The sequence below is a fragment of the Deltaproteobacteria bacterium genome, assembly GCA_019310525.1.
Taxonomy (GTDB): domain Bacteria; phylum Desulfobacterota; class DSM-4660; order Desulfatiglandales; family HGW-15; genus JAFDEE01.
In genome coordinates, this window is sequence record JAFDEE010000033.1 from 12,782 (window position 1) to 39,303 (window position 26,522).

At 54.5% G+C, this 26,522-nt stretch carries 17 protein-coding genes and 1 tRNA gene; 6 read left to right on the top strand and 12 right to left on the bottom strand.

The features are described from left to right. Positions 1-365 precede the first annotated feature (365 nt). The gene (speE, locus tag JRF57_07815; protein MBW2303602.1) at positions 366-1,205 is read left to right on the top strand and encodes a polyamine aminopropyltransferase; all 840 of its coding nucleotides are present in this window, start codon (positions 366-368) and stop codon (positions 1,203-1,205) included. 44 nt (positions 1,206-1,249) lie between these two features. On the opposite strand, the gene nadC is transcribed toward speE, so the two are convergent. The 3 genes from nadC to JRF57_07830 form a co-directional block, all read right to left on the bottom strand. After that, positions 1,250-2,098, bottom strand: a complete 849-nt coding sequence (nadC, locus tag JRF57_07820) for a carboxylating nicotinate-nucleotide diphosphorylase (protein ID MBW2303603.1) — start codon at positions 2,096-2,098, stop codon at positions 1,250-1,252. Continuing rightward, positions 2,091-4,742 carry a valine--tRNA ligase gene (locus JRF57_07825; protein ID MBW2303604.1) on the bottom strand — a complete coding sequence of 884 codons (2,652 nt, stop codon included), beginning with the start codon at positions 4,740-4,742 and terminating at the stop codon, positions 2,091-2,093. The genes nadC and JRF57_07825 overlap by 8 nt, the downstream gene beginning before the upstream one ends. Before the next feature lie 102 nt (positions 4,743-4,844). Next, positions 4,845-6,032: a hypothetical protein gene (locus JRF57_07830; GenBank protein ID MBW2303605.1), complete on the bottom strand. Its 1,188-nt coding sequence runs from the start codon at positions 6,030-6,032 to the stop codon at positions 4,845-4,847. Between the two features lie 442 nt (positions 6,033-6,474). Here JRF57_07830 and JRF57_07835 point away from each other — a divergent pair. Both JRF57_07835 and JRF57_07840 read left to right on the top strand, forming a co-directional pair. Next, a tRNA-Arg gene (locus tag JRF57_07835) sits at positions 6,475-6,551 on the top strand. 469 nt (positions 6,552-7,020) lie between these two features. Continuing rightward, the gene (locus JRF57_07840) at positions 7,021-7,527 is read left to right on the top strand and encodes a hypothetical protein (protein ID MBW2303606.1); all 507 of its coding nucleotides are present in this window, start codon (positions 7,021-7,023) and stop codon (positions 7,525-7,527) included. A 291-nt stretch (positions 7,528-7,818) separates the two neighbouring features. On the opposite strand, the gene JRF57_07845 is transcribed toward JRF57_07840, so the two are convergent. The 6 genes from JRF57_07845 to JRF57_07870 all read right to left on the bottom strand — a co-directional run bounded on the left by JRF57_07845 (position 7,819) and on the right by JRF57_07870 (position 16,650). Further along, entirely contained in the window at positions 7,819-8,244 is a 426-nt protein-coding gene (locus JRF57_07845) for a holin family protein (GenBank protein ID MBW2303607.1), read from the bottom strand. After that, positions 8,241-8,756 (bottom strand): N-acetylmuramidase, encoded by a 516-nt coding sequence (locus JRF57_07850; GenBank protein MBW2303608.1) that lies wholly within the window; start codon positions 8,754-8,756, stop codon positions 8,241-8,243. Before JRF57_07850 ends, JRF57_07845 begins: the two co-directional genes overlap by 4 nt. 126 nt (positions 8,757-8,882) lie before the next feature. Next, a complete protein-coding gene (locus JRF57_07855; protein ID MBW2303609.1) occupies positions 8,883-9,596 on the bottom strand; it encodes a hypothetical protein in 714 nt (237 codons plus the stop codon). 79 nt (positions 9,597-9,675) lie between these two features. Continuing rightward, entirely contained in the window at positions 9,676-12,735 is a 3,060-nt protein-coding gene (locus JRF57_07860) for an aminotransferase class III-fold pyridoxal phosphate-dependent enzyme (protein ID MBW2303610.1), read from the bottom strand. A 163-nt stretch (positions 12,736-12,898) separates the two neighbouring features. Then, entirely contained in the window at positions 12,899-15,625 is a 2,727-nt protein-coding gene (locus tag JRF57_07865) for a PAS domain S-box protein (protein ID MBW2303611.1), read from the bottom strand. Continuing rightward, a complete protein-coding gene (locus JRF57_07870) occupies positions 15,625-16,650 on the bottom strand; it encodes a hypothetical protein (GenBank protein MBW2303612.1) in 1,026 nt (341 codons plus the stop codon). The genes JRF57_07865 and JRF57_07870 overlap by 1 nt, the downstream gene beginning before the upstream one ends. A gap of 502 nt (positions 16,651-17,152) precedes the next feature. Between JRF57_07870 and JRF57_07875 the strand changes: the two genes are divergently transcribed. From JRF57_07875 to JRF57_07885, 3 genes are all read left to right on the top strand, one after another. Then, complete coding sequence (locus JRF57_07875; protein ID MBW2303613.1) at positions 17,153-19,612, top strand: PAS domain S-box protein; 2,460 nt, start codon at positions 17,153-17,155, stop codon at positions 19,610-19,612. A gap of 812 nt (positions 19,613-20,424) precedes the next feature. Continuing rightward, a complete protein-coding gene (locus JRF57_07880) occupies positions 20,425-21,810 on the top strand; it encodes a TrpB-like pyridoxal phosphate-dependent enzyme (GenBank protein MBW2303614.1) in 1,386 nt (461 codons plus the stop codon). A gap of 260 nt (positions 21,811-22,070) precedes the next feature. Then, complete coding sequence (locus JRF57_07885; protein ID MBW2303615.1) at positions 22,071-24,428, top strand: hypothetical protein; 2,358 nt, start codon at positions 22,071-22,073, stop codon at positions 24,426-24,428. Here JRF57_07885 and JRF57_07890 read toward each other — a convergent pair. From JRF57_07890 to JRF57_07900, 3 genes are all read right to left on the bottom strand, one after another. Next, positions 24,409-25,104, bottom strand: coding sequence for a threonylcarbamoyl-AMP synthase (locus JRF57_07890; protein MBW2303616.1), 696 nt, complete (start codon positions 25,102-25,104; stop codon positions 24,409-24,411). The genes JRF57_07885 and JRF57_07890 overlap by 20 nt on opposite strands. Continuing rightward, positions 25,076-25,576, bottom strand: coding sequence for a 5-(carboxyamino)imidazole ribonucleotide mutase (gene purE, locus JRF57_07895; protein MBW2303617.1), 501 nt, complete (start codon positions 25,574-25,576; stop codon positions 25,076-25,078). Before purE ends, JRF57_07890 begins: the two co-directional genes overlap by 29 nt. A gap of 131 nt (positions 25,577-25,707) precedes the next feature. Further along, positions 25,708-26,352, bottom strand: coding sequence for a DUF3786 domain-containing protein (locus tag JRF57_07900; GenBank protein MBW2303618.1), 645 nt, complete (start codon positions 26,350-26,352; stop codon positions 25,708-25,710). Positions 26,353-26,522: the final 170 nt, after the last annotated feature.

Below are 26,522 nucleotides of genomic sequence, written 5' to 3' on the forward strand. Positions count from 1 at the left end.
ATATTGTTCTTTCCTCCTGATTCTCATTTTTTCACGACCCGAAAACGGCTGCTTCCCCGGCGGGTCGGAACAGTACTTGGTCAAAAAGAACCGGGATCCACGCCCCGGATTACTCCCCCTTACCTATAAAGGCTTGAAAGGCCCCTCGTCAACAAATAAAACCTCAAACCCCTTACCTGCTAGAACGCCTCCCGAACACGGTCTCCTGGTCCGGCAATTTCCTGTTGACCGTCATGGGATCTTTTCCTATATTCGCCCAGGTGGCTTCACGTTGTTCAAATCCCCTTTTCGCGAGGAACCTAATGGTGGATACAAAAGAAATGAATATCGGACTGGTGGATTTTGATCCCAAAAACAACCAGATCGTGGACTTGTGGTTTCAAGACAGTATCGAGTTCGGGCACGGATGCAGTCTTCACATCAGGATCAAAAACGTCCTCTATCATGCCCGTTCCGATTTCCAGGAGATCGTAATCTTTGAAACCGAAAAGCTTGGAAGGATGCTCGTCATCGATGGGATTACCATGCTCACGGAATACGACGAGCACGCTTACCATGAAATGATCGTCCACGTTCCCCTCCTGCTGCACCCGAAACCTTCAAGGGTACTGGTCATCGGCGGGGGGGACGGCGGCACCGTAAGGGAGGTCGTCAAACATGCAGAGGTGGAGTCCGTCCATGTATGTGAAATAGACAGACAGGTGGTCGAATCCTGCCGCCGTTACTTGCCTTCCCTGGCCTCCTCTTTTGATGACCCCCGGGTTGAGGTCTTTTATGAAGACGGCGCCCGTTTCGTGAAGGAACATCCAGACTCTTACGATATCATCATCGTTGATTCGACCGATCCCCTTGGGCCCGGCCAGATCTTATTCCAGAGACCCTTTTACGAGGACATGAAGCAATGCTTGAGGGGGCAGGGTATTGCAGTCACCCAATGTGAATCCATTTACCTCCATGAAGACGTCATCCGCGGGGTTCACTCCTTTGCGAAAGAACTCTTCCCCAAGACGGGATACTATTACACCCTTGTCCCCACTTACCCGAGCGGGACCATAGGGTTCTACTTCTGTTCTCTCGGGCGGGATCCATTAGAGGATATCGACGAAGAAAGGGCTTTGCGGCTTCCGGGGCTGAAGTATTATACTCCACAAGTCCACCGCTCCGCCTTCACCTTGCCCCTTTTCGCCGCCCGGTTTCTGGAATAACACAGGGGGAGCCCAGTTCAGGTCAGGGGTCCCGCCTTGGGGGTTCAGGAAGCAACCTGCTCCAACTCCAAGCTCAAATCCACAGCCCGGACCGAATGGGTCAGGGCCCCGACCGAGATGATATCCACCCCGGTCCCGGCCACTTCCCCAATGGAATCAAGGTCGATTCCTCCAGATGCCTCGACAAGGACCTTTCCCCCCGCGATCTTGACGGCCTCCCTCATCTGTTCGACACTCATGTTGTCCAGGAGCACGGCGTCCGCACCCGCCTGAATGGCCTCCTTGAGTCCCGCCAGGTCTTCCACCTCGACCTCAATTTTCAGGGTATGGGGTATCCCGGCCCTGGCCAGTTCCACTGCACGCCCGATGGAGCCCGCGGCGGCGATATGGTTGTCCTTGATCAGGACGCCGTCATAGAGGCCCATGCGGTGATTATACCCGCCTCCCATCCTGACGGCATACTTGTCCAGATACCGCAGGCCCGGGACTGTCTTCCGGGTGTCCGTCACCCTGACCTTCGAAGAACCGGCTCTTTCCACGAAACGGTGCGTCAAGGTGGCGATTCCGCTCATTCGCTGCAACAGGTTCAAGGCCGTGCGCTCTCCCATAAGGATACCCCGGATCCCACCCTTGAGCCGGCAGACTTTCTCGCCCCCCTGAACCCGATCCCCGTCTCGGTGATAGGGCTCCATCCGAATGTCGGGAGACAAGAGTTCGAAGACCCGGTTAAAGACTTTCAACCCCGCCAGTACCAATTCCTCCTTGGCGATGAGAATAGCGCTTCCCTGTGAATCGGGTTCGATCAAGGCCTCCGTGGTGATATCCCCGGGACCGATATCCTCCTCGAGAACCCTTCGGAGAAGGGGGTCCAATGAAAAGGAAAAATCATTCATGGATCGACTCGAAAAAAGAGAGGTTTTGATGGAGTTTCCTTAGTTTCGCATCTCCTGTTTCAACCTTTTCCCTCACCTTTGCCACTATGTCCTCGGGGGCCTTGGACATGAACTGCTCGTTCGAGAGCTTCTTCCGGGCCGCTTCCAGGTCCTTCTCGATCTTACGGATTTCCTTCTTAAGCCGCTTTTTCTCCTCCTCGAAATCCAGAAGCCCCTTCAGGAGCACGTGAACCTGGTTTTCACCAAAAACCGCCGTGGCAGAGGCCTCGGGCTTGGCAATCTTTGTTTCCACGGTCGCGGAATCGATCCTGGCCAGGCTTCGAATATAGTCCATGTTCCCCCGCAAAACGTCCGCATCCTCCTTGCGCGGGGCCTCGATGGCGATGCTCACCTTCTTGGAGGGCGCGATATTCATCTCCCCCCTGATATTCCGGATCCCCGTGACAACCCCCATGATCAGCTCCATTTCCGAGAGGGCCTCCAAATCCTGCGGGAACTCTCCGGGTTGTGGAAAAGGTGCGACCATGATGCTGCCTTCCGTCCCTGGAAGCCTGTGCCAGATCTCCTCGGTGACAAAGGGCATGAAGGGATGCAGGAACCTCAGGACGGCCTTGAGGGTCTCGCGGACCACATGGCGGGCTGATCCCTTCAGGATGGGATCGGTGGAATAAAGGCCCTGTTTGGCCATTTCCAGGTACCAGTCACAGTACTCGTGCCAGGCGAACTGGTAACAGAGTCCCGCCGCGTCGTTGAATCGATACTCGTCCAGTGCCCGGGAAATCTCGGCGCTCACCTGACCGATCCTTGTCAGGATCCAGCGGTCGGGCAGCGTATATTGAAGAGTTTCCGGGGCGTTGCCCTCGTCTCCTTCCAGGTTCATGAGGGCGAGCCGGGCCGAATTCCAAATCTTGTTCACGAAATGCCGGTATCCCGATATCCTTTCCTCAGAGAGCTTGACATCCCGTCCCTGGGCGGCCAGGGCGGCAAGGGTGAACCGGAATGCGTCCGTGCCGAACCGGTCCATGACCTCCAGGGGATCGATCACATTCCCCTTGGATTTGCTCATCTTCTTCCCTTCTGCGTCTCTGACCAGGGCATGGATATAAACATCCTTGAAAGGGACGTCTCCCATGAAGTGAAGCCCCATCATCATCATTCTTGCCACCCAGAAAAAAAGGATGTCGAAACCCGTGATGAGCACCGAGGTGGGATAAAAGGTCTCAAGCGCATCGGTCCGGTCGGGCCAGCCAAGGGTGGAAAAGGGCCAGAGGGCCGAGCTGAACCAGGTGTCCAGCACGTCGGTCTCCTGCTCGATGTGCCCACTACCGCAGAAACGGCACTGTTCTGGCGTTTCCCTGGCCACGGTCACCTCCCCGCACTCCCTGCAATACCAGGCCGGAATGCGATGGCCCCACCAGATCTGCCGGGATATACACCAGTCCTTGATATTGGTCATCCACTCATAGTACACCGCCTCCCAATTGGAGGGTACGATTTTAGTACGGCCCTCCCGGACCGCCCGAACGGCCTCCTCCGCCAGGGGTCCGACCTTTACGAACCATTGCTTGGAGAGGAGAGGCTCGATCATGGTCTTACACCGGTAACAATGCCCCACGGCGTTCCGGTAAGGCTCCACCTTCTCAAGGAGACCGGCCGTCTCCAAATCGGCCACGATCTTTTCCCTGCATTCGAAACGGTCCATTCCCTCGTAGGGACCCGCCAACTTATTCATCCGTCCCCGCTCGTCGATCACCTTGATACGTTCGAGGCCGTGCTTGTTCCCGATCTCGAAGTCGTTGGGGTCGTGGGCGGGTGTGATCTTGAGGGCACCGGTACCGAACTCCATGTCCACGTAACGGTCGAAGATCACGGGTATGGGCTTGTTCAGCACCGGCAGGAGCACCTTGGCGCCCGAGAGGTTACTATAGCGTTCATCATCGGGATGGACGGCCACCGCCGTATCCCCGAGAAGGGTCTCGGGACGCGTCGTGGCCACGGTAAGGGATCCCTCCCCATTTTCGAAGGGATAGCGCACAAAATAAAGGAAGCTGTCCATCTCGGCATGTTCCACTTCAAGATCCGCCAAGGCCGTCTGGCACCTCGGGCACCAGTTGATGATATAGTCGCCCCTGTAAATAAGGCCCTCCTCGTAAAGTTGAACGAATACCTGTCTCACGGCCCGTGACAATCCTTCATCCATGGTAAACCGCTCGCGGCTCCAATCGCAGGAACAACCCAGCCTCTTGAGCTGATTGAGAATCACCCCCCCGTATTTTTCCCTCCACTCCCAGACCAGTTCTATGAATTTATCCCTTCCCACCTGGTGCCGGTCCAACCCTTTAGCGGCCAGATCCCTTTCCACCACGTTCTGGGTGGCGATACCGGCGTGATCGGTGCCCGGTTGCCACAGGGTATTAAACCCCTTCATTCGCTTGTAGCGGATGAGGATGTCCTGCAGGGTATTGTTGAGGGCATGCCCCATATGAAGCGAGCCCGTAACATTGGGCGGGGGGATGACGATGCAGAAAGGTTCCCGTTCAGACCTTTCCTCTCCCTTGAAAAGACCGTTCTCTTCCCAGTACCGGTACCACCGGATTTCCACGTCTCTCGATTCATAGGCCTTGGGCATAATCTCGTCATGCATGGGTTACACTCCTAAAAAATCATATAGAAAAGGGGCCGCAGCAACTGCAACCCCTTAACTAAACACAAAACGTCCGAATTTCAAAGTTCTTTTTTGCTGCAACTAGTCCGAGGAGGTATCAAGGCTCTTTCGGAGAGAATCGATCGCCTCGGTGATGAGCTTCTCCGCTACTTCAGCCATGGTCTCCCGGGCAGTGTTTTCACTCAATTCCCGTACGGCCTGTTTCATTGTGGGCTCGAGTCCTTCCCGGATCCGGTCCACGGCTTCCCCGAGAAATCTCTCCAGCCTCTCCTCCATAACTTCGCGCACGGCCCTATCCACCGCCTCCTTGACCACGGGAGCCACCATGGCCTCGAGCTCTTCCCTGCCAAGGACCGATGCGGGCTCCGGAATGGTTTCAGGGGGGCCGGCTTCCTGTTCGACCGCAGCAACCCCTTCCTCCCCGGGAACACCCTCGCCGGTCATAGGGGTTGCTTCCAGATCCCCTTCGGGTTCCGGTAAAGGAGCCCCTATCTCATCGGCCGCCAGGTCCGCTTCCCCGGGAATTTCCTCGCTGAGCATCTTCTCGAGATCCTCCTCGGTGATCTCCTCTGGGTCCCCGGTGGTCTCCATCTCCTTGGCCGGCGTCTCTTCCAGGCCCCCGGCCGACACTTCGTCCGTTTCCATCCCTCCGGGCTCCAGCTCCGCAGCAGAAGGGCTTACCTCTTCGAGCAAACCTTCGAGATCTGATTCACTGATTTCATCCTCGCCCTCGCCAAGATCCGCCTCATCACCGGTAATCAGCTCATCAGCACCCTCCTCGGGTTCTTCCTCCAGAATCCCCGCTAAGTCCTCAGCGCTGATCTCCTCTTCATCCAAGGAGACGCCCTCTTTCGCTTCTTCTTCCTCGATTTCAAGGTCCAGGTCGTCCACGGCCTTTTCCAATAGGGCGTCTTCAAGTTCCCCTTCGGAGATCTCCCCTACACCCTCTTCATCAGGCTGGAGTCCCGCCCCGAAATCAGGGCTCTCTTCATGCAAAGTTTCGGCAAGATCCCCCTCCTCATGCTCTGACTCTTGTTCACCGGGAGGAATTTGATCACTGTCGGAATCCACCCCCTTTTGAACTTCCAGGTCTTCCTCTGCGGTCGTTTGAAATTCCGGGCCCTTCTCCACGAGGTCAACGAGTTCGATGACCTCCTCCCCGCCGGCTTCCTTGTCCTCCTCCTCCAGCGACAGTTCATCAAGGTCAAAATCGAGCAACTCCTCGTCCTTCAGCACCTCATCGTCCAAGGGCCTATCTTCCTTGTCCATGGTCGGGCTCCGTTTCTCGTTGGTTTTTCAAAGGTCTCCCTGTATCCACCGGTTACAGTGAATGTCCGTCATCAAGTCTCCGTCTTCTCCTTGGACCGTCCTGTTAGTAAAATTCCGGTCATTTCAAGGTACACGGACGGTACTCAATGGTAACATTACGGAAAAATTATAGAAATGATCATCTCTAACTGTCAAGATTTTTTCTTCTTTTTATTAATTCAAATTAACTGGTGTCCATCCATAAACAGGCAATTTTATTCAAGGTCAAGGAAGGCGAAAAATTTATGTGTTTCAAGGATTAAAATTTGTCCGCACGCAGCGACGACCCTCCGCCTTCCGGGAGCATATCTCGAATGATGCACTGATCACGGCCGGACATTTCCTCAGGTTGGCTGTTGACCTGAAGATACAAACCTGGTAGAAAGATTATTAATTATATTGTGGGCGATTAGCTCAGTTGGATAGAGCGTTGGTCTCCGGAACCAGAGGTCGCGCGTTCGAGTCGCGCATCGCCCACCATAGGAAAGAATTGAAAAACGTTCGATTTTGTTCAAGGTCAAGGAAGGCGAAAATTTTAACCGCAAGAATACACTGAGTATTCCGAGGATTCTAATTTGTCCGCGTTCAACGACGACACCCCACCTTCCGGGGGGACCCTTGGGTTGAGCCTGACAATAATGTTGGACAAAAGAGAACGCTTTTCAAAGGTCTTAGAAGATCAAGGGCTTAGATCGATTTCTAAGCCTTTTTTATTGACCCGAAAGCTCTTTTTCCAACCCCTGAAACTCCTTTCTGGTTAGTCACAACATCTCGTTGTGCTCCGAGTGGCCTTCTTTCCCGGAATCGTGGACACACCAAACAGCGAAATCGTATCGATAAAGCTCCCCTCCGCAAGCTACAGGGCATCCCGGCAGGGCGGCCCGGGAGAGCGTCTCGAAATGGGTAGAGAGAAGGGTCGAACTGCACGACCCCCAAGGAGACAAGGCAGATGAAAGCCTATATCTTGATGTCCGACGGGAAGCTGGAACCTTTCGACGACCACCCTCGCGAGTGTCTGATCGTGAACCGGCCCTTGGCCAGCCTTCAGCAGGAGGCCATGGAAAAGGTGGACCTGTCCCCCGTGCCAGTGGCAGACCTCGCGCTCATTGACGACAGGGACGAATACATAGTGTTCGACGACTACCTGTATTTTACCCCCGAACTCCTCCTGGAATTCATATCGAGGTCCCGCCCCTTGCGGTGCAGGACGGTAGCGGCGTTCAAACGGGGGATCACAACGCTCAGGACCATTTCGGCCACCCAAAGCGTGGAGGAGTGCGAAGACCTCGTCAAGTATCGACTTTGGTACGTACCTTCGGAAGACAAACGGGGTGAAGATACGCGGGCCGTGATAATTATGGGTGTTCAATGTACCCGAAGGTGGCACGGGTGCCATCAGCCATGCCTTTTACGCCTTGGGCGGGAAATACTCCATCACGGCCAAAGGATTCTATAAGGGATTGGGGTGGTGGAGCATCCTGTGGACCTATGTGATATTCACCATCGCCACCTGTATCGGCGCCTATTCCATGAAATGGAACATGAAGCGCTATTTTATCGGATGGACCATTATTTTCTTCGGTTCCTCGACGTTTTGTCATCGGGTTTTAACCTTAGAGATCATGTGTTCAGCCGCGATCCATCGGCCATGATCCGCTGACACAATCGAACATGAATATCGTGGCACCACCATGCAACACCCTTGGCACAGCCGGGACCTGACAGCAAAACCGGTGGATTATGGTTGTCATCTAATTCTGTCTGTCTGGGTTTTTTTGAGTTTATCAAAGCTTCGCATGCCTCCAATACCAAGCATTCCTGTAACGATGGCGAACAACGGACCTGCCTGGAATACGGGCGGAGGCTTTATCTCAGCAGATATCCAATTATTCGCCTGAGAAAGGGTCCAGAGCCAAACCATCAACGGATAAATTATGAACTGATAGGCCAAAGCCAATCCGCCGACCCAACCGATAAACGGCCGCCAACCGGCCACAAAAATGCTTTTATGTTGGGCCTCGGCTCTATTGATCTCAAGTTGACCTTTCACCAATTCAGCCTCGATTTCCTTTTCTTTCAAGGCGATCTTTAACCGCTCTTCATCTGAAGTGAAAAGGTCATCTGCGATCTTTCCCACACCTTGTATAATACTTCCAATACCTAACAAATTCATGCCAATGCCCCCAATGTTCGATTGATCCATCCAAGGAGAAACTTCTTCTGGCTTGGATCACGATTACAAATTTCCGCATAACGCGCCACTTTTGCCAAAGCATATTTGGTTACAAAGGTCTCTTCCCCGGCCTCGTTCAGCTTTGCGATCGATTTTGGGCCGATAACCCCGTCAGGTGTAGCGCCGACAACGATCTGAGCAAGCTTTGATGCGGTTCTAACCCCGGCGTTCACCGAAAAATCAAACAGACTCTCCGCGATTCTTTGTTTGGTGAGATCATCTCCTTTGATTTTGTCCCAAAAGTTATCTTTGTAAAAATCACGCACCATCTGGGTGAGCTGTGGATTTTCCAAATCGTTTTTATCTATCAGTTCCCAACCATTCCAGTTCGGGTGATAGTTTCTGGCGATTCCCGCGTAGGTTTCACCTCCCCGGTCGCCGGAAACCCTGTGCAAAACATAACCACCCTCATTTTTTATCATCTTTTCAAAAGCACTATTGAAATCCGCCATTTCATCTCCTTTTGAAAGATAAGGTTTAATGCATTCCCGGGAAGGGATCGCCCCTTTCATCTTCCCAACTTACGCGAAAATCCTTGTACTGTGTTCAACTGCCAATAGACTTCGTTTACCAGACCATCACACATGTTTTTCCAGAATAATAGTGGTCAACAGACGGGTAAGAATTTCCCCTCTGTTAGCGAAAAACAACCAATTCTTGTTTGAGTCGATCACAGGGATGGAGTCCGTATGCATTTTTTGCATTTTTTCCAGCACAGTCATTACAGAAGCATTTTGTTCCACTGTTTCTTTGTTAATACCAACGATCATATCCTTAAGTCTATAATAATCTACGGCCCTGTCTTCTCTTGGCAGTTGGGCTACAAATGTACTTGATGGGATCCAACCATCGAATTTCCCTCTATGCTGAAAAACAACGAATTGCAAACCAAGAGTACTTATATATTGTTTCAGCAGATCCACTGAATACCTAGGACCATTTGACAATATCAGCGTATTGATGGTCTTTGACGGATTATTCCGGAGTTCTCGTTTCAATCTCATAAGGTAAAGCTCTGAACTCTTTCTTATTGCTCCTGCATGACCACCGACGGCTTTTATTGATATATTTTCAGTTGTTAAATCTCGGATCTCGGTTCGTTTGGCAGCCTCGCCGAGTTTCAAAAATCCCCCTATTTCCACACTCCTACCTGACTTTATGCTTTTAAGTATTATATTGTACACTTCACCGGCTTCTTGATTGAAAACCAAAAGTAAGATTACTATGAAAAAAGGCCAGACCAATTTGTTTATCAGGGGAATCCAATCGGTTATTCTTCTATCTTCGCCCATGGCCTTCCACCCTCCATTGTTTTATTTCCATCCATAAATGGTATTTCAGCGTTTCCGGGCCTTTTTCAAAATCTACCTACTACTTGAAGTCCTCCCTCAGGATCTTCTCCATGGTCTCAACCAGGAAATCGGCGTCCCTTTCGGAGAAAGGCATTGGAGGCCTGATCTTCACCACGTTGTGGTATGGACCGTCGGTCCCCAACAGGATTCCCTCCTCCCGCATACGATCGGCGATGAAGGCCGCTTCCTCGCCTGCCGGTTCAAGGGTTTCCCGGTCTTTAACGAGTTCCACACCCAGGAACAGGCCGGACCCTCGAACGTCCCCCACGATGGGATACCGCTCCACAAAAGGACGGAGGCCTTCGAGCATCCTCCGGCCGACGTGAAGGGCATGTGCCTGGAGATCTTCTTCCAGTACTACGTTAAGCACCGCCAGTCCTACCGCGCAGGATACTGTGTTTCCTCCGAAGGTACTGAAAAACTCCATTCCGTTATCAAAGGATGCCGCAATCTCGGGCGTGGTGATGACCGCGCTTAAGGGGTGCCCGTTTCCGATGGGTTTCCCGAGGACCACGATGTCGGGTACCACCCCCTGGGCCTCAAAGGCATAGAAGTGGGTTCCGATACGGCCGTATCCCGTCTGGACCTCGTCCGCTATACAGAGCCCCCCGGCTGCACGCACGTGACGGTAGACCTCGGACAGGTACCCCTCGGGGAAAAAAATCTGTCCCCCCACGCTGGGGCAGCTCTCAGCTATGAATCCCGCCGGTCCTCGGCCCTTCTCCTCCAATTCCTCGATGATCCGTTTCACGTGAAGAGCGTACTTCTTACCGGCCTCGGGATCGTCCCGCTTATAAGGACCGCGATAAGTATCGGCGATCGGAGCCCTGTGAACCCAGTCGGGAGCACCGGCTCCTCCGGGGCCGTCGTGCTTGTAAGGGCTGATATCGATCAGGGAGGTGGTATGACCGTGGTAGGCCGCCTCCAGGACGATCATATCCTTACGTTTCGTATGGGCGCGAACCAGGCGAAGTGCCAGCTCATTGCCTTCACTTGCCGAATTTACGAAGAAGCACACGCTGAGTGGCCTTGGCAAGGTGTTGCACAGCTTCTCTGCAAGCCGGTTGATGTGGTCGTGCAGGTATCTCGTATTGGTGTTCAACACCCCCATCTGGCTGCAAGCGGCCTCTACGACCCTCGGGTGGCAGTGCCCCACGTGGGGCACGTTGTTATATGCATCCAGGTATTTCCTTCCCGTCTCATCATAAAGGTACTGCATCCAGCCCCGTACCACCTTGACCGGGTCCCGGTACCCGATGCTCAAATTCCGGCCGATTCTCTTCTTCCTCTGGGCCAGGGTCTCCGCCTTGGTCGGCTCCGGAGGCGGGAAAAGTCTGTCCGGAATCCGGAGGATGAGGTTGGGATCGGGCGAGAACGCGGTCCAGACCCTGCGTTCAGCGGCCCGGCATACGCCGGGGAAATCGCAATCGAGATCAAGGGAGTCAATAATGATCTGGAAGTGGAGATGGGGGGACCAGCCGCCGTTTACATCCGGGGTTCCTATGGTCCCGACTCGGTCCCCGGCCTCCAGATGCATCCCCACCTGTAGACCTGCGATGGATTCCCGGTCCAGGTGCCCGTAAAGGGTAAAAAATGGAATGCCGTCGCTTGTTTCATGTCTCAAAAGAACGACAGGCCCGTAATCGCGTTCCTCCTTATTGTCCGCAAAGGCATGTATGATACCGGGGAGTGGAGTATGGACCGGGGTCCCGGGGCGGGAGAAGAGATCCATTCCAAGGTGAACGGTGCGGTACTCACCCACAGGGCCCTCTCCCACCTTGAAGGGGGGCATGTGGTAGAGTCGGGCTTCATTGTACCGGCCGATGCCCACGAGTGCACCCGTCTCCTCCATCTTTCCGAAAATTCTCTCTGTAAGTTCCGGCTCTCTGTTTTCCGAGGGATCCCCCTTGACGAGAGGGCTTCCGACGCCCAAATCCAGGACGATACAAGGCTCCTTTTCCATATCAAAGCCCAGTATCGGGGCGTAGGGCTCTTTTCTGCCCTTGAGCCACTCGGTCACGACCAGGGCACGTGGAACGGGGGCCAATCCGCAGGCCTCTCTTAAAACCGCTTCGGCGAACCGGGGGGGGATTGCTGAAAGAACAGGCAGTGTTTTTCGAATCGGCCCCTGGCTCACCACAAGGTAATCATCCTCCGGCCGCTGTCTGACCTGCCATGCCGCCACGGAAGCGCTCAGGCAAAGGCGCATCTTCACAAGTCCAAAAAGCGCCCGGATTTCCGGCTCCTCGAGGGGAAATTCGGCGTGGTATCCTTCGACCACCTGGGCCGCAACCCCCAGGGGATCGGGCTTGTCTAACACGGCGTAAGCCAGAGCCACGGCCAGATCGGCCACGGTATAGCTGTAAACCATGTCCCCGAAATCGATTATCCCAGTGACACGTTGCCCCCTGGAATAGAGATCCTGGCCTCCCCCTACGATAACGTTGTAATCATTGGCGTCGTTGTGGATTACGCTTTTCCTGAGCCCTGGAAGGAGGGGTCGGACATCTCTTTCAAACTCCGCCATGCACTGCTCGACCAGCCTCCGAATTTCCGGTTCCTTTATCAATGGGCCGTACTCCCCGATCACCTCTTCGGCCCTGGCTAGGTCCCAGTGGAATGCCCTATGTGCCCCGGGATGATCGAAATCGGCAAGGGCTCTGTCCAGCTGTGCAACACGCCGCCCGAGATCCTGAAACAAGTCACTCGAATGGCGACTTATCTGCCCAAGAGGTCTGCCAGAGAGAAAGGATACCAGCCGCACGAAATGGGTCTTTCCGTCCGGGGACCGGACCTCTGAAATCAGGGTTCCCGTCCTGGAGGGGAATATCTTCGGACAGAAGGGCACCTTCCCTTCAAGGTGTACCAGGGCCTGGTTCTGGGTTTCGAGAAAATCACGCTCCTCCCTGGCGTTTGCAATCTTGAGGACGTAACGCTCACCGCCCTCCGCTTCCAGGAGAAAATTCTGATCCCTCTCGCTGGGTAGCGGGGAGGCTGTAGCCCGGATCCCGAAAAGATCCAAGGCGATCTCGGAGGCTTCGGATTCTGAAAAACAGGGTGTATCGTCAAGCAGGGGCATGGTTATCCTTTCTTTTGCAGTACCGGGAAACCGGTTTCTAACTAGTTTCCATCAATAAGGCCGATTTTGGCAATCTTTCTCCTTCCCCTCCGGGGCGTACGTAGGTCCTACGGGCCAGAGATTTGACCTTGCATAAATTTTCTCATTTATGGATGGATACCAACTATCCCTTCAATCCATCCAGCACCCTCCGTACGGTCTTTGCCAGTGTGGTCATATCTATGGGTTTCATAACAAAGGCCTTGATACCCAATTCCCGGGCCTTTTCCTCGTGGATCCCTTCACTGTACCCGGTGCACAGGATGATAGGGATATCTGGGCGGATCGCCATGATTTCCTGGGCCAGCCTATCACCCCTCAATCTGGGCATGGTCAGGTCGGTGATCACCAAGTCGAATCCTTCCGGACTGGAGCGAAAGACATCCAGGGCCTCAATGCTCTCCGTCTTGGAAAGGACCCGGTACCCAAGCTTTTCAAGCAAAGGATGGTAAACACCGATTACGGCCTGCTCATCATCCACGAGGAGAATCCGCTCCTTTCCACCGGGAAGGGGTTTACGGCGTCCGGTCTCAGCCGCGGGCCGTGCTTCCAGGGCGGGAAAGAGGATTTGAAAAACCGCACCCTCCCCGGGTTGGCTGCGAAAAGCAATTTTCCCTCCGTGTTTCTCTACGATGCCCTGGGCCACAGCGAGTCCCATCCCGGATCCCTCGCCAACATCCTTGGTGGTGAAATAGGGATCGAAAATCCTGCCTTGGATCTCCAGGGGGATCCCGTGTCCGGAATCCTGTACCGTGAGCCGGACATAGTCGCCCTGCCCGGCATCCGGGAAGTCCGGATCGCTTTGATCTGCCTCCACTCGCACATCCTCAACTGAAATCTCCAGGACTCCGCCATCCTCTTTCATGGCATGGGCCGAGTTCATGCAGAGGTTGATCAGGACCTGATTGATCTGGGAAGGATCCGCCGAAATTTGCCGGGTCTTTTCCGGGACGGACAACCGGATATCGACGGTGGTGGGGATAGAGGAGCGAAGGAGTTTGACAAACTCCTTTACGAGCGGGACCAGATCGAGGGGCTGCAGGCTATGGTCCACGTGCCTGCTGAAGGCCATGATCTGCTGGATGACGTCCCTGGCACGGAAGCTTGCCTTCTTGATCTCCTCCAGATTGTAGCGGATAGGGCTCCATTCAGGGGTATCAGTGAGGGCCAAATCCGTATTTCCGATGATGATTCCAAGAATGTTGTTGAAATCATGCGCCACCCCTCCGGCCAGGGTGCCGATGGCCTCCAGTTTCCGGGCCTTCTGGAGCTGTTCCTGGAGTCGCTCCTGCTCCGTGATATCTCTCAGGAGTCCTTGGATGACGAATTTTCCTCCGTAGGTTACGATGGATCCTGAAACCTCGGCTCGGAATGATGAGCCGTCCTTTCTCAAGGCCTGGTAAATATCGGTTGTATAGGACCCGGTCTTTCCCACAAGGTATCCCTTGATCCGCCTCTGGACACGGTCGTGGTCTGCAGGAGCGATGGCGTCCCATAGTGTTATTTTAAGGGCTTCTTCCATGGAATACCCGAATAGTTTGCAGATCCGCCTGTTGAGGAACAGGAAGCGGCCGGACGGAATCTCCGCCATGAAAAACCCTTCCAGGGTATTCTCCACCAGGGAGCGGTACCTTTCCTCGCTCTGCATAAGTTCCGCTTCGGCCTTCTTTCGTTCCGATATGTCGTTTCCTATGACGAGCACCCCGGGTTCTCCCCTGAATTCGATGGGCAGGGCCGCAGCCTCCAGAAGGAGCTTTCCGCCGTCCTGCTTCATGACCTCGATCTCGGCAGGGGAGGAGCCCTGCCCATCCTTCGCGCTTTTCTCTACACTGGAAGTGATGGCCTCCAGTGAAAGGGGATCCATTATATCCCCGGCTGCCAGGCCCATAAGCTCCCCGGATCCTGAAAAACCGAGCATACGGGCGGCGGCCGGGTTGTTGAATGCGATCCTGCCCTCCTGGATGACGAGGATGAAGTTGGGAGAGGCCTCGATCAGGGCCCGGTACCGTTCCTCGCTTTCACGAAGGGCCTCTTCGGTGTGCTTTCGTTCAGAGATCTCCTGGACCAGCTCACTGTTTTTCTCCGCAAGGTCAGAAATTTTCTCCCTCACGGCATCCCGCATTCGGGCGAAACTCCTTGCCAGCAGGCCGAGTTCGTCCCTGCGGCCGGTATCGATGGGATGGCTGAGGTTGCCGGAAGCAATCTCGACCGCAGCCTGGATAAGGGTCGAAACCGGCCTGGTGAAGCGGTTGATCACCACAAAAAGGACCGCCAGCACCAGGAGAGTTACCACGAGAAGGATCTCACCCAGGGTCCTCCGGAAGGCGGCTCCGTCGGCGTATTTGAGTTTAATCGGAACCGCATACCCGACGATCCATCTCCATTCCTTGAAAAAGGAGAAGATACACCAGATCTTCTCCCCGGCGGAATTCATGAAAACCAGTTCTCCCCTCTTCTCCTTCAACATCTCCCGGACATACCCTTTCTCAGCGAGGGACCGGTCGCCGCGGGAAAGACGGGGATGCATAACGACCTCGCCGTTTTCCTTCAGGATGAACGGAGATACGGCCTGTCCTGGAGACTTGTAATGGAGCCTTCGCAAGTCTTTCAACGCGGATTCCTTGAAATCCTCATCATAGGCCGCCCTCATTCCAGTAGCCTCGAGGCGGTCAACCCTTCTCTCAAGCATCCCGATGATATTTTCGATCTTCTCGAAATACACGGCTCTCTGGCTTTTATCCAGGATCGTTTTCAGCCGGTTATCCGCCAGGAGGAGGATGCAGAGCGCGGCGATTGCGAAGGCCATGGCGATGATGACCAGCAACTTAAAGGTGATGGAATTTCTCCCCATCACTGCCTCCCTTTTCTGATGAATGTGGCCCTGTCGATGAGTTCCATGGGAAATTTGATTTCGAGTTTTCTGGCCAAGTCCATATTGAGCAGAATCCTCGCCTGCCTGTTTCTGGTTATGGGAATCCGATCGGGGGCCACTCCGTGCAGGATACGGAGTGCGGTGCGTGCGGCATACTCACCGAACTCCTGATTGACTTTCGCAAAACTCACCAAGACCCACCGCCCCAGATGGGTCGAGACCGTTCCGGTCGGAACGCACGTGTTTTCCATGACGAACTTCTCGGCGGCTCGGTCGTTCCAACCCTTGATTCCGGAATTGTTCCGAAAGAAAAGAATATCCACTTCCCGCTGAATAGTCTTGTATTGCCTGCGCCATTGGAAGAAGTCATCCACGAGGGCGGTTCGGTCGAAACGGAGGTGGAGCACACGGAGGTAATATCCGAGGGCCTTGCGATCGGTAAGAGTATCCCCGCTGATCATGCCGATTCGGTCACCCCGCGAGTACTTCCGAAGTTCATCAAGGAGTTCCATGATCAATTCCACTTCAATCTGCCCGGTGACATTCCGGCATGGGTATCCGTAAACGGCTGCATCCCAGTTGACTCCGATGAAAACCACGGGCAGATCCGAATCCCGATAATAGGGAACAATGAGGTACTGGTTGGCGGGGTTGGCGGGGTCATCGGCCGCAATGATAAGATCCGGCTTCCACCTCTCTATGACCTCCCTGGCCTTGAGGGCCGCCCTTTTGAGCATTTCCGGTGATTTCTTCCGCTTTTCGTCAAGATAGACCACCTCCATTTTCACTCCGGAGGCCTCAAGGATTCGGCGTGCGGCCCTCTGCATGATTCGGCCCGGCACATACTCGGCATGGTAGGAATCCACGTAGATCACTTTCTTTAAGGGATTCGCCAGAGCCTTCGCCCCGGCCTTCACCACCGATTCCATCTTCCCTGAAAACAGAAGGATGGAGGAGAAAGCAAACAGCCCGAGAAACCTTGCCGCAAAAACGGATATCTTCATGTCTGCCCTCGTCAACAGGGCATATTCATATACCGATCCCGCCACGGATCCGTACAGGGCCTTGATATTGGATTTTGGGCGGGAAGATCGCGGGAGATGAGAAGTCAAGACTCGTTCGCGCTTTTTTTCGCTCGAGAGTATAAGGTCGGTCGCTATGCTCTTCCCTGTACCGGGACAGATTTTTTTATCCTTAGAAACGCTCTAGAAGGAGAGACCGTACGAAAAAAATCTGCATATAGAAATTTTCCGAAATTGTCAAGGGAAAACTATGAGTTACTGCAATATAAGTGCTTTTTTCTGGAACTTTCGATCTGATCCTGCTTTCAGCCCTTTGATCCTTTCCCGCGGCCCCGGCCCGGGACCCCCGTGATCCTGTAAAAGGTGTTTGACAGGCGCAACAAATCTGGATTAATAACAAATAGTTCTTCGATACATTCACCAGCCTCCATAAAGGGCGCGTCCCCACAGGCCTTTATTGAAACAGCACCAGTTGGGGGAAAGAATGAGCGAAAAAAGAAGATCCCTCAGGACGGTAGAGGTCCCCCTCTCCTTTCAGCCCGCCTTCAACCATGCCGAGGAGTACGTAGCACGATACTTTGATCAAAGGCTGGAAGATCCCTCCCGGGGGCGCATCGAAATCTCAGGGGAACGATACATCCTTGTGAGAGCGGCCTCCATGTCCAAGGAGTTTTTCGACCTTGTAACATCCCTTTACCGGGACCGGGGAGACCGGCGGGCAAGGGCCGAGGCCCTGAGTTTCTTATTCGATCTGGCCCATGCCATCGGAAAGGCTGATGCAAAGAGTTTCTTCACCAAGATGGGCGTAAAGGACCCCATCGAGAAGCTTTCCGCAGGCCCGGTGCATTTCGCCTATACCGGGTGGGCTTTTGTCAAGATATTTAAAGAATCCCGTCCCACCCCGGACGAAAATTACTTTCTGATTTACGATCATCCCTTCTCCTTCGAGGCCGATGCCTGGCTCAAGAGAGGCGAGAAGACGGATTTTCCCGTGTGCATGATGAACGCGGGGTATTCTTCCGGGTGGTGCGAAGAGAGTTTCGGGGTCTCTCTTGTTGCCGCAGAAGTGCAATGCCGCGCCATGGGCGATGATTGTTGCCGTTTCATCATGGCCCCTCCCTCAAGAATCAAGGACCATATTGCCAGGTATCAAGGTGAAACGCCCTCAGATGACCGCGATCCCGGCCCTTTCGGAATCCCGGAATTCTTTCAGCGGAAGAGACTTGAGGATGAACTCATCAAGAGCGAGGAGACGGTCCGGGCACTTTTGAATGCTCCCAACGACCGGGCCATGCTGCTTGATGCCGGAGGGAAGATCCTGGCCCTTAACAAGACGGCCGCCGATACCTTTGGGAAAAGAGTGGAGGAACTTATCGGGCGAAACGCATTTGATCTGCTTCCCGAAACTCTCTCTAGCCGGAGGAAGTCCTGGCACGAGCAGGTAGTCCGAACCGGAAAGCCTTACCGTTGCGAAGACCGCTGGAACGGCCGGTGGATGGATACAACCGTTGACCCTGTAAGGGATGCCCAGGGAAACGTGGCCAGGGTGGCTGTGGTGAGCAGGGACATGACGGATTATAAGCGCATGGAAGAGGCCCTTCGCAAAGAGAAGGAATTCAATGCCACTTTGATCAAGACATCTCCAGCCCTGTTCGTGGCGATCGATGCAAAGGGTCGAATACTGCTGATCAACGAGGCCATGCAAAAAACCCTTGGATACTCACATGAAGAAGTCGCCGGGAAAAACTATTTGAAAACCTTTGTTCCCAGAAGTGAATGGCCTTTCCTCAAGGCCGTGTTCCGGGATCTTCGTGGAGCTGGAACGACCGTCAACGAGGGAAAAATGGTCACCAAGGACGGCAGGGAACTCATCGTCGAGTGGCACAGCCGGCATATCCTCAAGGAGGACGGAAGGCTCGATTACTTTCTTGCCATCGGGGTGGACGTAACGGAACGCAAGCGCGCGGAAGAGGAGTTGAGAAGACACCGTGATCATCTGGAAGAACTGGTAAGGGAACGTACCGACAGCCTGACAAAAACGAACGAGCGGTTACAAAGGGAAATTGCTGAACGGAAGCAGGCCGAAGAGGCCCTCAAGAAAAGTGAGACCATGCAAAGGGCCATATTCGATCAGACCTTGCAGTTTACGGGCGTCCTGAAACTGGACGGCACAGTGCTCAAGGTAAACAAGACAGCTATGGATTTCATCGGGGCCCGGGAGCTCGAAATCACGGGGATGCCCTTCTGGGAAACACCCTGGTGGGAACAGTCCGAGAAGGAGCGCGAACGGCTGAAAAGGGCTGTGGGCCTGGCGGCCAAGGGGGAGCTTGTGCGGTTTGAGACCACCCATGCCGCCGCCGACGGTCGGCAGATGGACATAGACTTCTCGCTCAAGCCGGTGCGGGATGATACGGGAAAAATCCTCCTTCTCATCGCCGAGGGTCGGGACATCACTCCTCTGAAAACCGCGATGAGGGAACTCAGGAAGAGCGAGACTCGTTTGAAGGTCCAGTCCAAGAGCCTTGAAGAAGCCAACATCGCATTGAAGGTCCTGCTCAAACAGGTAAAAGAAAAGGAAAAGGAGGACAAGGAAAACATCCTTTCCAACGTGAAACAACTCGTGATCCCGTACCTTACCAAATTGAAGAAGACGGGGCTCGACAAGGGACAGATGACTCTGGTGGAAATCCTTGAGACGAACCTGAACAGCATTGTCTCTCCCCTTGTGACACGCCTCTCCTCCACATTCCTGAACCTGACCCCCATGGAGATCCGGATAGCCCACCTCGTCAAAGAGGGTTTGACCAACAAGGAAATGGCGGATCTTCTGGGGACTTCGCTGAATACCGTTTCCTCACACCGCCATAGTATCCGCACCAAGCTGGGACTGAAAAACAACGGCACGAACCTTCGATCCTACCTGCTTTCCCTGGAAAATCAGTGATTTTTTCTCACCATTTTCTAACCAAAATAACCTTCTTGACCCCATATCTCCTACCGGATATGTAAAGATAATCCAGGTCTTTCAGCGTTGTTTTGGGTTCCTGCGACCTTTCCCCGTGCGAGCGCCGCGTTTCATCACTCTCCTCCCTTTTCTACTGAGATGCATGTTCCCGCTCTCCTGCCTTCAATCCTGGATGATCTCCTGCCGGAGACGGTTCCATGGCTCGTTGTGAAGTTTCCGCCATTGCGGTTAAGAGACCTTTGAACCCAGATTATGCATGACAAATCTTGAAAGAAGTTGTTTCTTTAATGATTGCGGACCGTTGGACATCTTTCCAAACCAAATTGCATTCACCAGAAAGGTGCAGTCCGGGAACATCAAATTCATTCAAAATTTGTCACCCTTCGGGATTGCCGATTTTGCCGAATCTGCTGCGTTGCAAGGCGCTCGAAGTACAAAAGTACGTCTTCGCACCTTGGGCCTTGCATCTTCGACAAACTTGGCAATTGCACAATCCGGGTTGCAAAACGTTTAATTTTGTTCAAAGTCACGGGAAAGGAAAATTTCGACCATCCCGCTTAGGATGCCAAGCGGCAGAGGCACCATGCATTGGAGTATTTCGAGGATTGAGATTTGTCCGCACGAAGTGACGACTCCCCGCCTTCCAGGCTGATCCCCGGTTTCAGACCAACGGTGAGGAGATCGGGCAAAGTTAAGCGTTTTGCAAAGGTCTGGTTATGGTCCTGGGTGCCTGCTGGGAGCCCCCCCGTGGGCGGGATAATAAAACCATCATCAAACGAAGGAGGGAGAGCATGGACAGGAAAAAGATTTTTCTACCCGAATCCGAGATTCCACGTCAATGGTACAATATACTGGCAGATATGCCCACTCCCATGGAGCCGCCGCTTCATCCTGGAACCGGTGAACCCATTGGGCCCGAGGATCTGTCTCCCATTTTCCCGATGCCCTTGATTGAACAGGAGGTGAGTACCCAGCGCTGGATCGACATACCGGAAGAGGTGCTCGAAAAATACATGCTCTGGCGGCCCTCGCCCCTCTATAGGGCCTTCAATCTTGAAAAGTATCTGGATACCCCCGCAAGGATCTATTTCAAGAACGAGGGGGTGAGTCCGGCAGGCAGTCATAAGCCCAACACCGCCCTGGCCCAGGCATACTATAATAAAATCTCAGGCACCAAGCGCATCACCACTGAAACCGGGGCAGGACAATGGGGCAGCGCTCTTTCCATGTGCTGCGCCCTTTTCGGGCTTGAATGCAAAGTGTTCATGGTGAAGATCAGTTACAACCAAAAGCCTTACCGAAGGATCATGATGGAGACCTGGGGTGCAAATTGCGTGCCCAGCCCGAGCCCAGAGACCAAGGCCGGCCAGATGATACTCTCCGAGAACCCCGAATCCCCTGGGAGCCTGGGTATCGCCATCAGTGAGGCAGTGGAATTGGCGGTTCAGGATGACGAGGCGAAGTACTCCCTGGGAAGCGTATTGAATCACGTTATGCTCCACCAGACCATCATCGGCCTGGAGGCCCAGAAGCAGATGGCCATAGCCGGAGACTACCCGGATGTTGTCATCGGTTGCGCCGGCGGGGGAAGCAATTTTGCAGGCATATCCTTCCCCTTTCTGAGAGACAAGATCAACGGGAAGGACATCGACGTAATCGCGGTGGAGCCGACCTCCTGTCCCACCATGACCAAGGGGCCTTTCGCTTACGATTTTGGGGATACCGTGCAGATGACACCCTTGCTGCCCATGCACACCCTGGGACACAGCTTCGTGCCCGCACCGATCCATGCCGGAGGCCTCAGGTACCACGGGATGGCCCCGACGGTGAGTCAGCTTATCATGGACGGTCTGATCAGGCCGGAAGCCATCCCTCAGTTGGAGACCTTCCAGGCCGGCATCACCTTCGCCAGGACTGAAGGGTTCATCAGCGCCCCCGAAACGGACCATGCAGTGGCGATGGTCATACGGGAAGCACTGAAAGCCAAGGAAGAAGGGAAAGAAAAGGTGATCCTTTTCAACTGGAGCGGGCATGGCCTCGTGGACATGGCCGCCTACGAGGCTTATCTCAGGGGCAAACTTGCGGACCATGCCCTGCCGGAGGACGAGATCCACAGGGCCCTGAACGACATTGAGCCCTTGCCTAAGCCGAAACAATTCAAAAAGGGAACCATATAGCCTTCCACGCAGGGGCGGGAGGGAGCGGGGGACTCACCCGCTCCCTCCAACCTCTCTCCTGGACCACCATCCCGTTCACCCCCGATTCCATGCCCACCCCCCTCTGGCCCCGGCTTCAGGTGGAATCCGCCGGGGTTGCGGAAATCCGCTGGAGCATTTATAAAGGTCCTTGACAGAAATGGATATCGAAAAAGTCGGCCGTTTCCCGACCCGGGCCGCCCTCTTTCTGAACCATCGAACGATCCAAAGGAGCAAACACCATGAGACCTTGCCGAAAAGTCTTCCTGATGGGAATTTTCCTGTTGTCCGTTCTTTTCTCGGCCCTGCTGCTCCAGGGCTGCTCGGGCGGAAAAGAAGGGGAGAAAAGGGAAAAATCCTCAGCAAAAACCACCTCAAAAGCCACCTCGAAAACTTCGATCGAACTCATCCTGGAGGACTTAAAAGCCGGTAAAATCGATTATGAAACCGCCCTGATCTATCAGGTCTACGCCGTTTTCAAGCATCACGGTCTCCCCCGCCAATATGCCTCTGACAAGATGACCCGAAGGGCCACCACTCTATTCAAAGAAATCAGAGAGAAGTGGGATACCCTCTCTCCTGCGGCCCGGAACAAACTCAGGCCTTTCCTGGTAAACCCGCTTTCCCCGGAAAGCTTTTACATGAAAGGCCCGGAGGCTGACAAAAAAAAGAAGACCAGCTTCCTTTCCCTGGCCTATGCAGGAACCCCTCCTATGCCCAATACAGGTAATCTCAACCATTACGACGCCGCCAACGGAAAAGTGAAAATCTGGTACCGCTCAAATGAGCGGCAACAGGCCCAATGGATCCTGGAATCCTTTGACCAGGACAAGGTCTTCGAGAAAGAGACCACGCTCATGGGAAGGCAACCCAAGTCCGACGGTGGGGCGGTCGGGACAGACCAACGCCTGGATATATTCCTGGCGAATATGAGCGACATGGGCCTGACCGTGGGTGGTCCTGTGGTTAATCACAAGACCTATGTCCACATTTTCATCAACAAGGGCATGTCCAAAAAAGAAATCCAAAACAGCACGGCCCACGAGTTCTTCCACGCCATCCAATATAATATGGACTGCAACGAGGCCAGCTGGTGGATGGAGATGACGGCCACCTGGTGCGAAGATTTCATCTACCCGGACTATGACATCGAACACCAATATCTCGACTGGTATTTCAAAAACTTCAAGATGCGAAAATCCCTGGCCTTCGAAGACGGGAAACACGAGTACGGGGCTTACGTGTGGCCCCTGTACCTGGTTCAGAAGCACGGGAAGGATATCATCGGAAAAATATGGCGTGCCTGTGAATCATCCGCCGCCCTCACGGCCTTCGTCAACACCATCCCAGGGGGAGTAGAAAAGGCATTTAAAGAATTCTCCCTCTGGATGTATAACGAGGAACCGGCCAAGTATTTCAGGGACGGCGCCAGGCCCGGAAGATTTCTTCCTGCCAAACCTTCCATCTCCAACAACCGAATCACGGTGGCCGGAAGTGTGAACACGCCGGTGAATCTCTCGTACCTTTCCCTCACCATGGAGCGGTTCTATTTCAAACCCGGGGACAAGCAGCACATCCGTTCCATCGATTTTGACCTGACCAATCTTCACAAGAGGCATCCCAAACTGGCCGTATGGGCGATCATCAAGATCGCCGGGGAAATCGAGGTACAGGAAGACTGGTCTGGGGTAGATTTCCGCAACTATTGCTTTGACCTTCCTGAAGAAGACCTGGAAGAAATCGTGTTTATCTTCGCCAATCCTACTGCCACCGAGGACTTCAATGGAGCGAACCTTGTGGATTACACGGCCAAGGAGTACGGTTGCGATGCAAAACTTGACATCAAATGGGATATCCAGTCATCGTGGGCCGGCGACTGGGAGTACCTGTATCCCAATTCAGGCGGAATGAAGGCCCGGATGGGCGGCAAGGTCCAGCACCGGGAAGGCGGGGAATTGAGCGTCAGCTTCATAGAGAACATCGTTGATCCTGAGATCGCCGATGACCCTGAAAGCGGCAAACGTCTCGTCCCTTACGGAGGGTTTTCCTACCATTCGAGCGGCTCTTCCCGGGCAGATTTCCTCCCCGTAGCCCCCCAGGGACTGAGGGGCTCTTCCAGCATCATCTGCCGGGCCTCGGACACCTGGGAAGGGGATGAAAGGAGTAAAGCCACAAAGACCCTGCTGCGCCTCAAAATCATTCCTCCGGAAAAAAAAGAAGAACGGGTTCAGGTGACGGAGGAGGAGCTCAACCAAATGCCGGAAGAGATGCGCAATCAAGTCAAGCAACTCTTGGAGCTTTCCCGAAATCTCCAAAACTCCATGGGAGGGAAGTTCAGCGATCAGGAACCCAAGGAAGGGGAATTAAAGTACAGTATATTACTCTCATTCGGTGCGCTGCCTGCCACCAGTACGGTCAGCATGGGTGTAAACGACGCCTCGAACGTAACGGAGTCGACCACGATCACGCCCGATTCGATCGAACTTGAAGGCGTTTTCAAACAGGAAAAGCATGTCATCCCCATCAACAAGACGATCCGGAGCACTTTCGGGTCCGCACACTTGACAGGGACCCTGCGGCTCAAAAAGAAGCGAAAGTAATGGAGGGACAGGCGGCGAGGTGAGGTTCCAGGATTTCCTTTTCCACCATCCCCTCCCGAATGAATCGGGGGGGATGGACGGTTACATCAAGTACCGTGGACCCCTTTCCTCCCGGGGTCCTGCCGCCGTCAAGAATCAGATCCACCTCTTCCCCGAGGGTCTCCATGACCTCCCGGGCGCTCCGGCAGGCCGGGCTTCCTGTGGGGTTGGCGCTGGTTCCGGTTATGGCCGTGCCCACTTCCGCGGCAAGCCTGGTCGGGACAGGGTGGCTTGAGAGTCTAATACCGATCTTTCCCGTGCCGCCGGTCAAAAGGGGTGAGAGGCCGTGACGGGCCTCCAGGACCAGGGTGAGCCCGCCGGGCCAGAATCTTTCCATGAGCCGCCGGGCCAGGGGGGGCACTCGCGCCACATATCTTTCGAGGACATCCACGGAAGGGATAAGAATCAGCACGGGATGTCCCTCTCGCCTCCCCTTGATCCGGAAAAGCCTCTGGAGGGCCTTCTCATCCAGGGCATTCACACCGAGGCCGTAAAACGATTCCGTGGGGAAAACCACTGCCCCACCCTTAAGCAATACCTCGGCCCCCAGTTCTATCCCCCGATCCGACTCTTTGCCGCTTGAAACCCGGATGATCCTGGCCATGGTCTCAGGGATTCCATACACCTGTCGGTTCACGGGCTTCCCGGGCCAGGTTTTCCCGGTAGGCCTTGATTCTGGCTGCAACGGCGCTATCCGTAAGCCCCAGGATTTCACCGGCCAGCACCGCGGCGTTCTTGGCTCCTCCCGCACCGAGGGAGACGGTGGCCACGGGGATACCCGGGGGCATCTGGACTGTTGAGAGCAAGGCGTCTATTCCTTTTAAAGGAGAGGAATCAATGGGGACGCCGATTACGGGAAGGGTCGTGTGGGCGGCGATGAATCCCGCCAGGTGTGCGGCCCATCCCGCCCCCGCGATAATGACCCGGAGGCCCTTTTCTTCCGCTTCCTCCGCAAACCGTCGGGTATCCTCCGGGGTACGGTGTGCCGAAAGCACACGCACTTCGTGTGGGATTCCCAGTTCGGCCAGGGTCCGGGTGCAGCCTTCCATCACCGGCCCGTCCGACTTGCTCCCCATCACCACGGCCACCAAGGGTTTCTCATCCGCCATACCTCGTCTCCTTTCTTTTTCCTTGAAAACACGCAATGAATTCCTTCCGGACTGCTTCCCGCCGGGACCTGAAAGGGTTCCGACGCTCATTGAAGCGTCAAAAGGGGCGGTCCAGCAGCACACAGGGATTTTCAGCGCTCGGCCCTTGCCATGCCAATCAGGGGATAGATAGCCATGCCGGCCAGCCAGGCGATGTCTTCGGCGGAGAGAAGGCCTGTGATATTCCCGTCGAAGAGGATGTTCCCCTCGGGTGGGAATTCATCGTCCCCCTTCCATAGGATCAGGGCCAGGGGCACCAGGGGGAAGGCCTGGATCACCACCGAGACGTCTCCGTGATCAAAGTCTTTAGCGCCGTATACCCGCCCGGCCAGGTCCCGAAGCAATTCCGGGCGATCACCGAAGCCCTGGACCAAAGGATTCTTTGCCCTTTTCAAAAAGGCGTCCAGGTAGAACCGTCCGTCCGGGATCTCCTGGTAGGCGATCCACCGACCGCTCAGGGGGGCCCCGCTCGTCTCCCAGGCCCCGCGAAGATAATGGGCCAGCAAGACCTTCTGCTGGACGGGCAATTCTTCGCCCGTATCCCGGTAGTTCATAGTCATTCGGGGCCAGGTGACCAGCACCTCCCTGTTGAGAAAGGCCAGGGAAAACCCATCAACCCCGGCTCCCTTGCCCTGGGGTTGGGCTCCCGCATAAGACGCCAGGAGATCGGGATTTCTGCCTGAAAGCTCTTCAATTGCCAATTCCAATGCCTGGTTGTAATCGTCGATCCGTGCCATTCGGCCTCCTTACCCGGCGCTTCACACGGGAAATGCCGGTTCCATAATAACGTATAGTAACACCTTAATCCTGCAAGCGTCGAGTCTGCCTAAAGATGCAAGATTCAGGTTGAAAGCTGAGTGTGTTATAGTAGAAACGCTCCCAGGAATTCAAGACCTTATGCCCCTAT